At 66.6% G+C, this 12,096-nt stretch carries 13 protein-coding genes; 7 read left to right on the top strand and 6 right to left on the bottom strand.

The features are described from left to right. Nucleotides 1-9 precede the first annotated feature (9 nt). From ACN2C8_RS13875 to ACN2C8_RS13855, 5 genes are all read left to right on the top strand, one after another. Nucleotides 10-321 (top strand): hypothetical protein, encoded by a 312-nt coding sequence (locus tag ACN2C8_RS13875; protein ID WP_419262191.1) that lies wholly within the window; start codon nucleotides 10-12, stop codon nucleotides 319-321. 76 nt (nucleotides 322-397) lie between these two features. Continuing rightward, nucleotides 398-1,048, top strand: coding sequence for a hypothetical protein (locus ACN2C8_RS13870; protein ID WP_419252437.1), 651 nt, complete (start codon nucleotides 398-400; stop codon nucleotides 1,046-1,048). 382 nt (nucleotides 1,049-1,430) lie between these two features. Further along, the gene (locus tag ACN2C8_RS13865) at nucleotides 1,431-2,042 is read left to right on the top strand and encodes a recombinase family protein (protein ID WP_419252435.1); all 612 of its coding nucleotides are present in this window, start codon (nucleotides 1,431-1,433) and stop codon (nucleotides 2,040-2,042) included. Between the two features lie 132 nt (nucleotides 2,043-2,174). Next, the gene (locus ACN2C8_RS13860) at nucleotides 2,175-2,345 is read left to right on the top strand and encodes a hypothetical protein (protein ID WP_419252433.1); all 171 of its coding nucleotides are present in this window, start codon (nucleotides 2,175-2,177) and stop codon (nucleotides 2,343-2,345) included. A 172-nt stretch (nucleotides 2,346-2,517) separates the two neighbouring features. Further along, a complete protein-coding gene (locus ACN2C8_RS13855) occupies nucleotides 2,518-3,729 on the top strand; it encodes an OmpA family protein (protein ID WP_419252431.1) in 1,212 nt (403 codons plus the stop codon). A gap of 271 nt (nucleotides 3,730-4,000) precedes the next feature. Here ACN2C8_RS13855 and mnmD read toward each other — a convergent pair whose 3' ends face one another. From mnmD to motA, 3 genes are all read right to left on the bottom strand, one after another. After that, nucleotides 4,001-5,788 carry a tRNA (5-methylaminomethyl-2-thiouridine)(34)-methyltransferase MnmD gene (gene mnmD, locus ACN2C8_RS13850; RefSeq protein ID WP_419252429.1) on the bottom strand — a complete coding sequence of 596 codons (1,788 nt, stop codon included), beginning with the start codon at nucleotides 5,786-5,788 and terminating at the stop codon, nucleotides 4,001-4,003. A 101-nt stretch (nucleotides 5,789-5,889) separates the two neighbouring features. Then, nucleotides 5,890-6,228 carry a hypothetical protein gene (locus ACN2C8_RS13845; protein WP_419252428.1) on the bottom strand — a complete coding sequence of 113 codons (339 nt, stop codon included), beginning with the start codon at nucleotides 6,226-6,228 and terminating at the stop codon, nucleotides 5,890-5,892. 147 nt (nucleotides 6,229-6,375) lie between these two features. Continuing rightward, the gene (gene motA, locus ACN2C8_RS13840; protein WP_419252427.1) at nucleotides 6,376-7,245 is read right to left on the bottom strand and encodes a flagellar motor stator protein MotA; all 870 of its coding nucleotides are present in this window, start codon (nucleotides 7,243-7,245) and stop codon (nucleotides 6,376-6,378) included. A 121-nt stretch (nucleotides 7,246-7,366) separates the two neighbouring features. Here motA and ACN2C8_RS13835 point away from each other — a divergent pair, with 121 nt between their 5' ends. Next, nucleotides 7,367-8,677 carry an MFS transporter gene (locus ACN2C8_RS13835; RefSeq protein ID WP_419252425.1) on the top strand — a complete coding sequence of 437 codons (1,311 nt, stop codon included), beginning with the start codon at nucleotides 7,367-7,369 and terminating at the stop codon, nucleotides 8,675-8,677. Between the two features lie 59 nt (nucleotides 8,678-8,736). Here ACN2C8_RS13835 and ACN2C8_RS13830 read toward each other — a convergent pair whose 3' ends face one another. Further along, the gene (locus ACN2C8_RS13830) at nucleotides 8,737-9,378 is read right to left on the bottom strand and encodes a helix-turn-helix domain-containing protein (protein ID WP_419252424.1); all 642 of its coding nucleotides are present in this window, start codon (nucleotides 9,376-9,378) and stop codon (nucleotides 8,737-8,739) included. Nucleotides 9,379-9,540: 162 nt separating this feature from the next. Between ACN2C8_RS13830 and ACN2C8_RS13825 the strand changes: the two genes are divergently transcribed. Then, complete coding sequence (locus ACN2C8_RS13825; protein ID WP_419252423.1) at nucleotides 9,541-9,918, top strand: nucleoside transporter; 378 nt, start codon at nucleotides 9,541-9,543, stop codon at nucleotides 9,916-9,918. A gap of 98 nt (nucleotides 9,919-10,016) precedes the next feature. On the opposite strand, the gene fixJ is transcribed toward ACN2C8_RS13825, so the two are convergent. Together fixJ and ACN2C8_RS13815 are read right to left on the bottom strand one after the other, a co-directional pair. Next, on the bottom strand, nucleotides 10,017-10,619 hold the full coding sequence (gene fixJ / locus ACN2C8_RS13820; protein ID WP_419252422.1) for a response regulator FixJ: 603 nt from the start codon (nucleotides 10,617-10,619) through the stop codon (nucleotides 10,017-10,019). Then, nucleotides 10,612-12,051 carry a PAS domain S-box protein gene (locus ACN2C8_RS13815; protein WP_419252420.1) on the bottom strand — a complete coding sequence of 480 codons (1,440 nt, stop codon included), beginning with the start codon at nucleotides 12,049-12,051 and terminating at the stop codon, nucleotides 10,612-10,614. Before ACN2C8_RS13815 ends, fixJ begins: the two co-directional genes overlap by 8 nt. Nucleotides 12,052-12,096: the final 45 nt, after the last annotated feature.

The raw sequence follows: 12,096 nt of genomic DNA, 5'->3' as shown, positions 1-12,096 counted from the left end.
GGGGGCTCCATGGTCGTTTCACAGTTGCTCGATACGGCCAATTGGCCAACCGCGTTGATCGCAGGCCTGGCCGCAGCCATCTCCAGTGCAGTCACCGTGCTGCTCAGCTATGCGCGTTTCAGGCGAAGCGACCGGCTCTCGGACAACACGGACGCGGTTCTCCGTGGGATGTTCCAACGGGGCTATCGGACCAGAAAGTTCGAAATCCTCCGCCACTTCATCCCGTTGGAAGACAGCAAGCTCGGGGGGCATTGCTCCGTGCCGGCGCTGTTCGGATCAGTGCGGCTGAGGCCTCGCGAAGTAGAACAGTGCGGCACTTAGATCATCAACATTACCCCAACAGAATTGACTTTGAGCTCGCAGTGGAGAGTCTATTGAATCAGGGTGAGGTATACAGATGAAGTTGGGTGCATTGGCTTTGATGATTGTGGCGGTTTCTTTAATTGGATGCTCAGACCCAGCGGAAACTTCTGACAAACGAGACGCACACCAAGCAAAGCAACTGGATAAGGGTCACCCCAAGGTGTCCAGTTGCGACGCGGGCATGATCAACGTCATGATCCAAGTGTGCGTGCTCCATTTTGTCGGCCTGGAATCGAATGATGCTGAAGCGCTTTCTATGGCGAAATGGCGTGCGAGCGCGTTCGCGAAGGACGTAAATGAGCGTTGTGGCTACGTCGGCGAATTATCCGACTTTATCGACGTCGGGACGACGCAACGAAGTACAGAAGCAGAGCGAATTCGAAGTGGCTCGTGGCTTGCTTATCACGCGGTTCGATTAGCCCCGAGAGGGAACGGATCGCTCACGCTCGCTGACCTTGGGACGGCATGCCACACCGCAGCTAGGCACGAGTTTGATCGGCGATTTCCACCGGTCGAAGTTCTTACCACAACCGGAACGGTGAGCGTTCCCGCATTAGAGGCTCCAGCCGGTGGTGAGGCGGTGCCCGCGACCGGACCGGCGAGTGCGCCTGCAGCAGAGGCTCCAGCCGAAGATGAGGCGGTACCCGCGACTACTGACCCGGTGGACAGCCAGGTCTCGCCCTGATCGTCGGCCCTGACGATTGCGCGCCCGTTGCTGGGGGTGAGAACGAACGGGGGTGAGGTGATTTTCCCTTCAGATGTCTCGTTCCTTTATAGACTCACTAAGGAGAGAGACATCCGGAGGGGTTTTTCCTGACGGCGGGCGCGCAGATCGGCGCGCAACCGTTCCTGCAAACCTCCCTGGAATGTCCCGCTGTTGGCGCTCAGAAAGTCGAGGCGGAACAAGGGTTCGATCATCAGCCCGAAGCGTTCCCCACATCATCCGTTTGCAGGAACAGCAGACCCGACCAGATCACGGCGCGTCGTCCCCGTTTCCTTGACGCCCTGCCGATCCGTGAGAATCTCGACACCGTCATCAACGGCCCTGGAGACCATCCCTGAAACGAGTGGCGATCTACGCGAGGGTCAGCACCGACCGTAATCAGACGGTCGAGAACCAACTGCGAGAGCTTCACGCTGTCGCCCAACGATCGGGCTGGATCGTGGTCGGCGTCCACACCGACGAGGGGATCAGTGGTGCCAAGGGCCGCGATCAACGCCCCGCCTACGATGCCTTGCTGAAGGCCGTCAGCCGCCGGGAAATCGATCTGATCGCAGCCTGGTCCGTTGACCGCCTCGGACGATCCCTGAACGATCTGGTCGCCTTCCTGGGCGACATCCAAGCCAAGGGCGTGGACCTCTACCTGCATCAGCAAGGGCTCGACACCAGCACGCCTTCGGGCCGGATGATGTTCGGAATGCTGTCGGTTTTTGCCGAGTTCGAGCGCAGCATGGCCCGAGAACGCATCCTGTCGGGCCTGCGTCGCACCACCAAGAAGAGCGGTCGCAAGCCCATGCCCGAAGACCGTCTGGCCGCGATCAGGAAGTCGTTGCAGGACGGTCTCGGTATCCGCGCCACCGCCCGGCTGCACGCCGCCTCGCCGATGACCGTGATGAGCGTGAAACGGTCCATTCAGACGGTCCAGGCCGACGGTGGTGAGACCGTCGTCGCAATATGACCGGGCTTAATGGCACCGGACAGGCGTCCAGCACACCAGTGGCCCCTCCCGCTATCAGCCCGATCTTGACGTCGCACCGCTCGGATCGGCAGCCTGACGGCTAATCCCGAACCTCAGTCTAGGAGTCCAAACATGGGCGACGACGCCATCATCAACATTGCCGCAGAGCCGGTGGAGGACGATCAGACGGGACCGTTGGGCGACCGTGAAAAAACCCACCTTATCGGCCCTGTCGCGTCCACCATTCCCTTCCTTTTTCTTGTGTGGCCGCTTAGCCTGAAGCGCGGCTATCGGCGCGTTTGAGCGTGGTCGGCGACCTTTCCTCGCCCCGATCCCCGTCGATGTTCCGGGGCCGGATGCTTCGGTTTTTCGAAATGTGGTCATTTTGCCACATACGAAATCCTCGCCGCTGCGTTTGTCCTGTCGGGTCCGCCTCCGGGTCGGCCCCATGACAATTCCAGCGAGGGTGCAAACCATGAGATTCCAATTGTTGGCCGGCGTCGCGGTGGTCGCGCTTTGCGCCGCCACGAGCGCGTCCGCTCAAAGCGCGACGAGCGGTTGGTATGTTGCCGGCGACGTCGGCTACCACATGCCCAAGGACGTCAAGGCGACGTCGTCAACGGGGTACGACTGGGACTTCTCCCAGAAGGAAGACTGGGCGGCCTTCGGTCGTCTGGGCTACAAGTTCTCGCCCAACTGGCGCGTTGAAGCCGAGTACGGCTATCGCGGCGCCGATATCGACGGCGTCCGCGGTTCGGGCCTTTCCGGCGCCCAGCCGATCGGTCTCTGCACCGCCGGCCCGATCCGCACGGCCTCGTCGCCCGCCTGCGGCGAGCCGAACGGCGAGATGAAGGCCACCACCCTGATGGCCAATGTCATCTATGACTTCATGCCCGACTCTAGCCTCCATCCGTTCATCGGCGCCGGCGCCGGCGCGGCCTGGGTGCACAACAAGGTCTATGGTCAGCTGAGCGGCGTTCCGGCCGGCGGCGCGCCGTTCCAGAACGCCAGCTTCGACGACGTTGATCAGGCCTTCGCCTATCAGGGCCTGCTGGGCCTGGCCTGGGACTTCTCGCCCAACTGGAGCCTGGACCTGACCGGCCGCTACCTGGCCACCAAGGACCTCAAGTGGGGTCAGGTGACCCAGAATATCGGTCCGGGCGTTGGCTCGATCACCAACACCGGCGTGCATCAAGGCAAGTACGAGGACGCCTCGGTGACCTTGGGCGTGCGCTATACCTTCGGCGCGCCCCCGCCCCCGCCGCCGCTGCCGCCCGCGCCGCCGATGGCGCCTCCGGCCCCGCCGCCCGAGCCCCCGGCTCCGCCGCCCCCGCCGCCGGCTCCGGTCTATGAAGCCCGCGAGTTCATGGTCTACTTCCCGTTCGATCAGTACGTGCTGACGCCGGAAGCCCAGGCGGTGGTTCAACAGGCCGCTGACTATGCCCGGAACGGTTCGGCGACCAAGCTGACGATCACCGGTCACACCGATACGTCGGGTTCGGATCGCTACAACGCCCGTCTGTCGGAACGCCGCGCCAAGGCTGTTGCCGACGGCCTGGTGGGCATGGGTGTCGTCGCCACGACCCTGGCCGTCGACTGGAAGGGCGAAAGCGCTCCAGCCGTCGCCACCGGTGATGGCGTGAAGGAACCTCTGAACCGTCGTTCGACGATCTCGATCAACTTCTAGGTTCGACGTCAAACAACAGGACTGGGGCTCGACCGAAAGGTCGGGCCCTTTTTCTTTGGAGATGGCCCAAACGAAAGACGCTCCCGATGGGGCGTCGGGAGCGTCACCGTCGGCGGCCTTGAGGGCTAACAGGCCGCCGGCATGGGCCAACTGGGGGGAGTCGGCCTCATGTCCTGGGGCGCCGTCTCAAGAGGCGGACGCCCTTCGTCAGCACGAACTGGGCTGACAAAAGCTCGATCACGCAGACCCAAGGGTCCAATTCCGAGCTCCACTATAGGCCGGCTCTCGCCACGGGCGAGTCAAAACGCGCCGGTGCGACCAACCGCGACAATTCGCGCGGGAGGGGCGACGGCGCGCCGATTGCCGCAGCCACAATATGCTCGGCCAGCAAGGGGGCCAGACAGAACCCTCGCCCGCCCAGGCCGCCCAGCACGAACAGTCCGTCGGGCAAGCGACCCGCCAGCGGCAGGTGGTCGGCTGTGGTCACGCGCGTTGCGGCCCGCCCGGACAGCGGCGCACCATCCAGCCGGGCCGCCAGCGCCGGCAGGCCCTTGGCCAGGGTCTCGAGATTGCGCAGGTGATCCTCGGGCCGCTCATCCGTATCCAGCACGTCTCGGTCATGGGTGGCCCCGAACAGCACGCCCTCCCGGGTGGGTATCGCATAGCCGCCGAACGCGGCCGGAGCCTGGCTGCCGCCCTCGGCCAGGAGCGTCCAGCTGGCCTGGCCGCGCACGGGGCGGTGGCGCAGGTTGGGCAAAAGGCCGCCCAGCCCGGCGCCCGCCGCGACCACCACCAGGTCGGCGCGCAGGATCTCGGCCCCTTCGGCATCCAGCAGGCGCCAGCCGTCGGCGTCGCGCTCCACGGCATGCACCCGCGCGGCGAGGGTCTGGCCTCGCCAGGCGTCCAGGATCACGTGCGGTTCGACCACAAGGGCCTTTGCCATGGCCAGGGCGGGGCCGGCGGGTTCGCCCAGAGGCTCGGACGCCGAGACCAGCAGGGTCATCGATCCCGGCTCGAAGATCTCCTGCCCAGCGATGATGGCGAAGCGGTCCGCGACCTGCGGGGTCTGGGCCAGTTGCAGCACGCCGCGCGCGATCACCGCGCCGGGCAGGTCTTCATACAGCTGGACCGCGCGTGCGAAGGCCTGGGCGGGCAGGGCGGCGCGCGGACCGCCGCCGGCGTCGAGGGCCGGGGTGACCAGGGCGGCCGGATTGCCCGAGGCTGGCGCTTCGCCGGCGTCGACGATCGTGGGGGCCAGGCCTTGCGATACGGCGGCGCGGGCCAGGGCGGCGGCGGCGATCCCGCCGCCGATGATCGCCAGGCTGGCGGGGCGGGGCGGGGCGGATGGTTCGCCCGGTAGCCAGGCCTCCAGTCGATCCTTCTTGCGGCCAAAGCCAGGGCGCTTGGCGATCTCGAAGCCGGCCGCCTGCAGGCCGCGCCGCACCGCGCCGGCCACTGTGAAGGTGGCGGCTCGCGCGCCCGGGGCCGAGCGGGCGGCGACGGCGGCCAGGATGTCCTCGCTCCACATCGCCGGATTGAGGGCTGGCGAAAAGCCGTCCAGGAACCAGGCGTCGGCTGCGCCGTCCCAACTGTCCAGAGCCTGACGCACGTCCATGACCGCCAGATCCAGGGTGGCGCGGAAGCCCGGCAGGTCGACGCGATGGAAGCCCCGGGCCTGGCCCGGCCAGTGGTCGAGCAGGACCTGGGCGGCCTCGCCCAGCTCGGGCCAGACGGCCAGGGCGCGGGCGGCGTCCTCGCGGGAGATCGGATGGGCCTCGATCGAGAAGATGTGCAGTCTCGCCTGCGCAGGGGCTTCCCGCCGCCACAGATCCAGCAGGGCGGCGATGTTGAGGCCCGTGCCAAAGCCCAGCTCGCCGACCACCAGCCGGTCACGCCCTGCGAAGCTTTCCGGCATGCCGCAGCCGGTCAGGAACACGGCCCGGGTCTCGGCCAGGCCATCGGCGCTGGAGAAGTAGACATCGCCATAGAGCCGCGATCGCGGCAGGCCATCGTCGTTCCAGACGAGGGGCGAGGCGTCTTGCGGGGCGGGGTCGATCATGGCGCGTTAGAGCCGCCCCGGCCGTGAGCCTGTCAAGACGCCCACGAAAAAGGGGCCGCCCGGTCAGGCGGCCCCTTCGATCGGCAAGCTAAAAAACGCGCTTAGTGGGCGGCCTTTTTCTCTTCCGGAGCATGGGCCGGCTGGGCCGGCGCCTTGGCGGCGGAGGCCGGGGCCTCGGCGGCGGTCGCGCCCGTGGCGGCGACCGTGTCATCCTCGGTCATCGGCGCGGCGGCGGCATCGGCGGCGGCCTTGTTGGCGTCGGCGGCGGCCTGGTCCTTGGCGGTGGCGGCGTCGGTCACCGTGCCGGCGCCGGCAGCGGCCGCTTCGGCGGCGGCGGTCGAGGCCTCGCCGCCCTCTTCCTTCTTGCCGCAAGCGGCGAGCGAGAGGGCCGATGCGGCCACGCTGGCGATCAGGAGCGTGCGAAGAACGGTGGTGCTCATGGGAAATCCCTTGCGGCTGTTGGTCTGGCGGGTCGCGCGCGCTTTCGCGCTAGGTCTGTCCATCGAAGGGAATACCGGTTCGAACGGGCGCGCAAGCGTGACTTCACGCGGCCGTGATTACTTCGGTGACAGACTCGATACGTCCGGTCAGGCTTCGTTGGGGATCTGCGACAGGGCTTCTTCCAGCTCCAGGAAGCTGGGCTGGGCGGTGCTGGGCACGTTGCCGCGGCCGATTTCGACCGAGATCTGGGCGGCGTTGCCGTGCAGGTGGGCGACCAGGACGGCCTGGATGATCCTGTAGAAGGCCGCGTCCTCGTCGATCACCCCGGCCAGGCGGGTGGCCATCGGGCCGACCAGGCCATAGGCCATGAACACGCCCATGAAGGTGCCGACCAGCGCGCCGCCGATCATGCCGCCCAGAACGGCCGGCGGCTCGGTGATCGAGCCCATGGTCTTGATGACGCCCAGCACGGCGGCGACGATGCCCAGAGCTGGAAGGCCGTCCGAAAGATTGGTCAGGGCGTGCGCCGGGCCGTGGGCCTCGTGATGGTGCTTTTCGAGCTGCTTCTCCATCGCGTCCTCGACCTGGTGGGGATCTTCCAGGTTCATGGTCATCATCCGCAGGGTGTCGCAGATGAAGTCGACGGCGAAGTGGTCCTTGGCGATCTTGGGGTAGCGCGAAAAGATCGAGCTATCGTGCGGCTTTTCGATGTGGCTTTCCAGGGCGATGACGCCCTTGGACTTCATGGTCTTGGTCAGCAGGAACAGCAGGGCCAGCAGGTCGCGATAGTCGGAGGCTTTCCACTTGGGGCCGCCGAAGATCTTGCCGAACGCGGGCCCCGTGCCCTTGATCACCGTCATCGAGTTGGCGATCAGGTAGGCGGCGACGCCGGCCCCGCCGATGGCCATCAGTTCGTGCGGTGCGGCGTGAAGGATCACGTCCATCTTGCCGCCCGAGATCAGGTAGCTGCCAAACACCAGGGCGAAGAGCAGGACGATGCCGATGATCTGGAACATAGCGGAAGACCGACCCCGAGAATTGATGCCGCATCATCGCGGTTAATGATTAAGCCAAGGTTCCTGAGCGCGCACCCGCGGCGAGTTGCACCGCGACGGTCGGCGGCCTAACAGTCGTTTGATGTCTACCGCCGCACCAGAAGCCCGAAGCAACCGGGGCGCTTTCGCGATCCTCTTCGGGGTGTCGGTGGTCTCGGCCATGGGCAACAGCGGCATGTGGTCGGTGCTGCCGGCCATCGGACGGGAGATCGGCATTCCCGACGTGCTGGTGGCGGCGATCTTCTCGCTGTCGGCCGTGCTGTGGGCGATCAGCTCGCCGTTCTGGGCCCGGCAGTCCGACCTGCATGGCCGCAAGCCCTTGATCCTGCTGGGTCTGGTCGGCTTTAGCGTGTCCATGACCCTGTGCGCCATCGTGGTCAGCGCCGGCCTGCTTCACCTGGCTGCGCCCATGGTGATCTTTGTTCTATTCCTGATGGCGCGGGCGTTGTTTGGCCTGTTCGGCTCGGCGTCCAATCCCGCCACCCAGGCCTATATGGCTGAGCGCACCAGTCGCGAGGAGCGCACCCAGAGTATGGCCACCCTGGCCGGGGCCTTTGGTCTGGGCACGGTGGTCGGGCCGCTGCTGGCGCCGCTGTTCGTCCTGCCGGTGGTGGGACTGGCGGGACCGATGTTCGCCTTCGCCATCCTGGCCGGGATCATGGTTATTGTCGTGCAGCGCGGCCTGCCCGAAACCTTCAAGCGGGGCGTCGCCGATCCGCCGCCGCGCAGGGGCTTTGGCCTTTCGTTCAAGGGCGAGGGGGCGGCCCTGTGGAGGGATCCGCGCCTCAAGCCCTTCCTGATCTATGGCTTTCTGGTCGCCTCCTGCCAGACCGCCCAGTCCCAGACCCTGGGCTTCCTGATCATCGACAAGCTGCAACTGCCGCCCATGCAGGCCCAGGGCTACATCACCCTGGCCATGGCGGCCGGGGCGGTGGCCGGGCTGCTGGCCCAGTGGGGCCTGATCCGGATGTTCGCCATGCGCCCGCGCGACCTGATGCGCTGGGGCGTGGCGGCGGCGGTGGTGGGCAATGTGGTCGTGGCGTTCGCGCCCGACTACGCGGCCGTGGCCATCGGGTTCGCCATCGCCAATCTCGGCTACGGTTTCGCCCGGCCGGGATTCACGGCCGGGGCTTCGCTGTCGGTGGGCGCCAAGGACCAGGCCGGCGCCGCCGGGGCGATCGCCGCCATCAACGGCCTCAACGTGGTGTTCGGTCCGCTGTTCGTGATGCTTTATCGCTGGATCGGCTGGGGGCCATTCGTGCTCAATGCGGTCATCCTGTTGGGCCTGCTGGTTTACACCCTGCGCCAGGCGGCCTTGCGCAAGGTCAGCGATGCCGATCCGCAGGAAGAGGCCACCCTGGCCAGCCTGGAACGCAGCGACGAAGGCAGCTGAAGCCTTTTCGCGCGACGTGGATTCCGGTTCGCGTGAAGAAAGTGCGCTAGAACAAAAGCCTAGTTCGCCAGCCGCCGCAGGGCCACGCCATCACGCAGCACGATGTGGCGCGTGGTCGGGATGGCGATAACGCCATCGGCCTGCAGCTGGGTCAGGGTGCGTGACACCGTTTCGATGGTCAGGCCCAGATAGTCGGCCATGTCCTGCCGCGACATCGGGATGTCCAGCTCATCGCCGCCGGTGCGATCGGCCAGGTCGACCAGCAGGCCGACCACCCGTTCGCGCGCTGACTTGCGGCCCAGCATCAAGACGTGGTCCTGGCTGCGCTGCAGGCCCTCGACGGTCAGGCGAAACAGCACCCGGGCCACCTCAGGCCGCTGCGCGGCCAGCTGGCTGAGCGCGCCGCGCCGCACCATCCGCACGGTGGTGTCGGTCATGGCCTCGGCGGATACCCGATGCAGGTCGCCGGCCTCGAGGCCGAAATAGTCGCCGGCGAAGTGGAACTCGTCGATCTGCCGCCGGCCATCGCGCAGGGTTCGGCAGGTGCGAACCGAGCCGGAAATGACCTGATAGACGTGATCCGCCGTCTCGCCCTCGCCGAAGATTTCCTCATCGCGGGCATGGCGAAGGCAGGGACCGGTGAAGCCGAACGGGGCGGTGGTCGGAGCCGGGGTTTCGGACTGGCTAAGCGGAGAGAGCATGTGGCGGTCCCTTGTTGGGTATTGTTCTGGAACGCGCGAGACGCAGGGTAAATTCGGGTGCGACGCCTAAGGGACGTTACGTAAGCGCGCCTGCGGAGCGTCTCGGGACCCAGCTTGAGCTCGATCAAGGCAAAGCCCGAGCGGGCGTGCGCTGATGGCGTCATGAGCGGTGTTTCTTACGCCCTGAATGGCGAGCGCGCCCGGCGCCCCCTGATCGTGGTTCTCGACGAAGACGAGGCCCTGCGAGAGGCCCTGCGCTTTTCGCTGGAGACCGAGGGTTATCGGGTCAGCGTCTTTGGCGCGGCCCAGGCGTTGCTGGCCTGCTGGAGCCGTCTGGACGCCGCCTGTTTCGTGCTGGACGAACCGGCCTGCGATGCGCGCCTGCGCGACCTGGTGCTGCGGCGACGCCCGCCGGTGATCCTGATGTCAGGAGGGCGGACGCGCCGCCAGCCGGCCTGGGCCAAGGTTCGGGTCGTGGAAAAGCCGCTGATGACCGACGCGCTCAGCCAGCAGATCGCTGCGGCGCTAGCGGTCGGCTAGAGCATTTTCCGATCCAGCTGGATCGGTGAAATGCTCTAGTCTTCTGTTTTAACGCATTTTCTGACGACGAACCGGCGTCCACTTCGTCGGAAAATGCTCTAACCCCGAACCGCCAGCGTCATCCGCACCAGGGCGGCCAGGTTGTCGGCGTGCATCTTGGTCATCAGCTTGGCGCGATAGATCTCGACGGTGCGGGGACTGATCCCCAGTTCACGGGCAATAACCTTGTTGGGATGGCCGGCGACGACGCCGTCCAGCACCTGACGTTCGCGCTCCGACAGGGTTTCCAGCCGCTGCAGGATCTCGGCCTGGTCGTCTGACATGGACGGCGATTCCAGGGCGTTCATGGCCCGCTTCAGGGCGTCCAGGATGCGGCTTTCCGAGAATGGCTTTTCGATGAAGTCGACCACGCCCGAACGCATGGCCTCGACCGCCATGGGGATGTCGCCGTGGCCGGTGATCATGATGACCGGCATGCGCGCATTCAGCGCCGCCAGCCTTGCGACCAGCTCCTGACCGCTCATTTCGGGCATGCGCACGTCGGTGATCACGCAGCCGGGCCGGGCGGTGGGCAGGGCGTCCAGGAAGGCCGGCGCGCTGTCATAGGCGACCACCTGGAAGTCGGCAGACTCCAGCAGGAAGGCCAGGGACTCCCGGGCGCTTTCGTCGTCATCGACCACATGAACCACGGCCTCAGTCATGGATGTCGTCCTCCTGGTCGGCCGGTGGCAGGGTGAAGCGGAAGATGGTTCCGCCGCCCGGATTGGGCTCGGCCCAGATCCGCCCGCCATGCGCCTCAATGATCGAGCGCGAGATGGAAAGCCCAACGCCCATACCTTGTGGCTTGGTGGTCATGAAAGGCTGGAAAAGCTTTTCGCGCACCGCGTCGGTGATTCCGACGCCGCTGTCGGCGACGCTGACCCGGGCCCAGCCCTCCTCGGTCAGATCGCTGGCGATGACCAGTTCGCGGCGCGGCAGGCTCTCCATGGCGTCGATGCCGTTGCGGATCAGGTTCAGCAGCACCTGCTGGATCTGCACCCTGTCGGCGAACACCTGATCGGCCTGGGCATCCAGCGAAAGGCGCACATCGACCTGACGTTCCTTTTCGCCGATCAGGGCCAGGGCGCTGGCCTCCTCGACCAGCTTGGACAGGCTCTCGACCTCGCGCTCGCTGGCGCCGCGCCGCACGAAGTCGCGCATCTTGTGGATGACGTCGCCGGCGCGCAGGGCCTGGGCGGCGGCGCGGTCGATGGCGTCGCGCACCTTGGCCTGATCGGCGGGGCGGCCGCGATCCATCAGCCGGCGCGAACCGGTCAGCAGGTTGGCGATGGCCGAGAGGGGCTGGTTCAGCTCGTGGGCCAGGGCCGAGGCCATTTCGCCCACCGCCGTCAGGCGCGAGACGTGGACCAGCTCGTTCTGCAGCTCCTGCAGGCGGGTCTCGGTCTGCTGGCGATCGGTCAAATCCCGGATGAAGCCCGTAAACGAGGGGCGGGCGCCCTTGGTCTCGCCGACCGCCAGTTCCATCGGAAAGGTCGAGCCGTCCCTGCGCTCGCCCACCACGACGCGGCCAACACCGATGATCCGCTTCTCGCCGGTCTGGGTGTAGCGGTGCAGAAAGCCATTATGGGCCTCACGGTGGGGACCGGGCATCAGCAGGTTGACGTTCTGGCCGATGGCCTCGGCGGCCGTCCAGCCGAACAGGCGCTCGGCGGCGGGGCTGAACGAGGTCATCATCCCCTCACGGTCGATCACCACCACGGCGTCGGGCACGGTGTCGAGAATCGACTGCAGGTGGGCGTTGGTCGCCGCCGCCCGCCGCCGCGCCGCATGGAACCAGCCGCCACCGATGGCCATGCCCATGCCGACCAGCAGGAAGATCACACTGCTCAGCGCGCCGACCAGGGTCGGGGCGTCGTTCTGGGTCACCAGCCCGACCGCCACGCTGGCGCAGACCGTGGCGAACAGGCCGCAGATCAGACCGCCCAGCGCCGCGCTGACCAGGACGGCGGGAATGAACAGCAGGAAGGACGAGGCCGCCGTGAACGCCTCGCCCAGCGACAGCCGCAGCACGAAGGTCGCCGCGATCGCCACGGCGGCCACGAAATAGGGGCCGGGGCGCGGGTCGCTGAACAAGGGGGTAGGGGGTCGGGCGGACCGCCTTCATGTCGTGTCTCTGTA

It is taken from the genome of Caulobacter sp. ErkDOM-C, from assembly GCF_048541825.1.
Taxonomy (GTDB): domain Bacteria; phylum Pseudomonadota; class Alphaproteobacteria; order Caulobacterales; family Caulobacteraceae; genus Caulobacter.
This window is presented reverse-complemented; position numbering and strand designations above follow the sequence as displayed.

Coding starts and splice junctions, on each gene's coding strand:
- mnmD (WP_419252429.1), bottom strand. CDS start 5,788: ATGATCGACCCCGCCCCGCAAGACGCCTCGCCCCTCGTCTGGAACGAC.
- ACN2C8_RS13860 (WP_419252433.1), top strand. CDS start 2,175: ATGGGCGACGACGCCATCATCAACATTGCCGCAGAGCCGGTGGAGGAC.
- ACN2C8_RS13835 (WP_419252425.1), top strand. CDS start 7,367: ATGTCTACCGCCGCACCAGAAGCCCGAAGCAACCGGGGCGCTTTCGCG.
- ACN2C8_RS13875 (WP_419262191.1), top strand. CDS start 10: ATGGTCGTTTCACAGTTGCTCGATACGGCCAATTGGCCAACCGCGTTG.
- fixJ (WP_419252422.1), bottom strand. CDS start 10,619: ATGACTGAGGCCGTGGTTCATGTGGTCGATGACGACGAAAGCGCCCGG.
- ACN2C8_RS13825 (WP_419252423.1), top strand. CDS start 9,541: ATGAGCGGTGTTTCTTACGCCCTGAATGGCGAGCGCGCCCGGCGCCCC.
- motA (WP_419252427.1), bottom strand. CDS start 7,245: ATGTTCCAGATCATCGGCATCGTCCTGCTCTTCGCCCTGGTGTTTGGC.
- ACN2C8_RS13870 (WP_419252437.1), top strand. CDS start 398: ATGAAGTTGGGTGCATTGGCTTTGATGATTGTGGCGGTTTCTTTAATT.
- ACN2C8_RS13845 (WP_419252428.1), bottom strand. CDS start 6,228: ATGAGCACCACCGTTCTTCGCACGCTCCTGATCGCCAGCGTGGCCGCA.
- ACN2C8_RS13830 (WP_419252424.1), bottom strand. CDS start 9,378: ATGCTCTCTCCGCTTAGCCAGTCCGAAACCCCGGCTCCGACCACCGCC.
- ACN2C8_RS13855 (WP_419252431.1), top strand. CDS start 2,518: ATGAGATTCCAATTGTTGGCCGGCGTCGCGGTGGTCGCGCTTTGCGCC.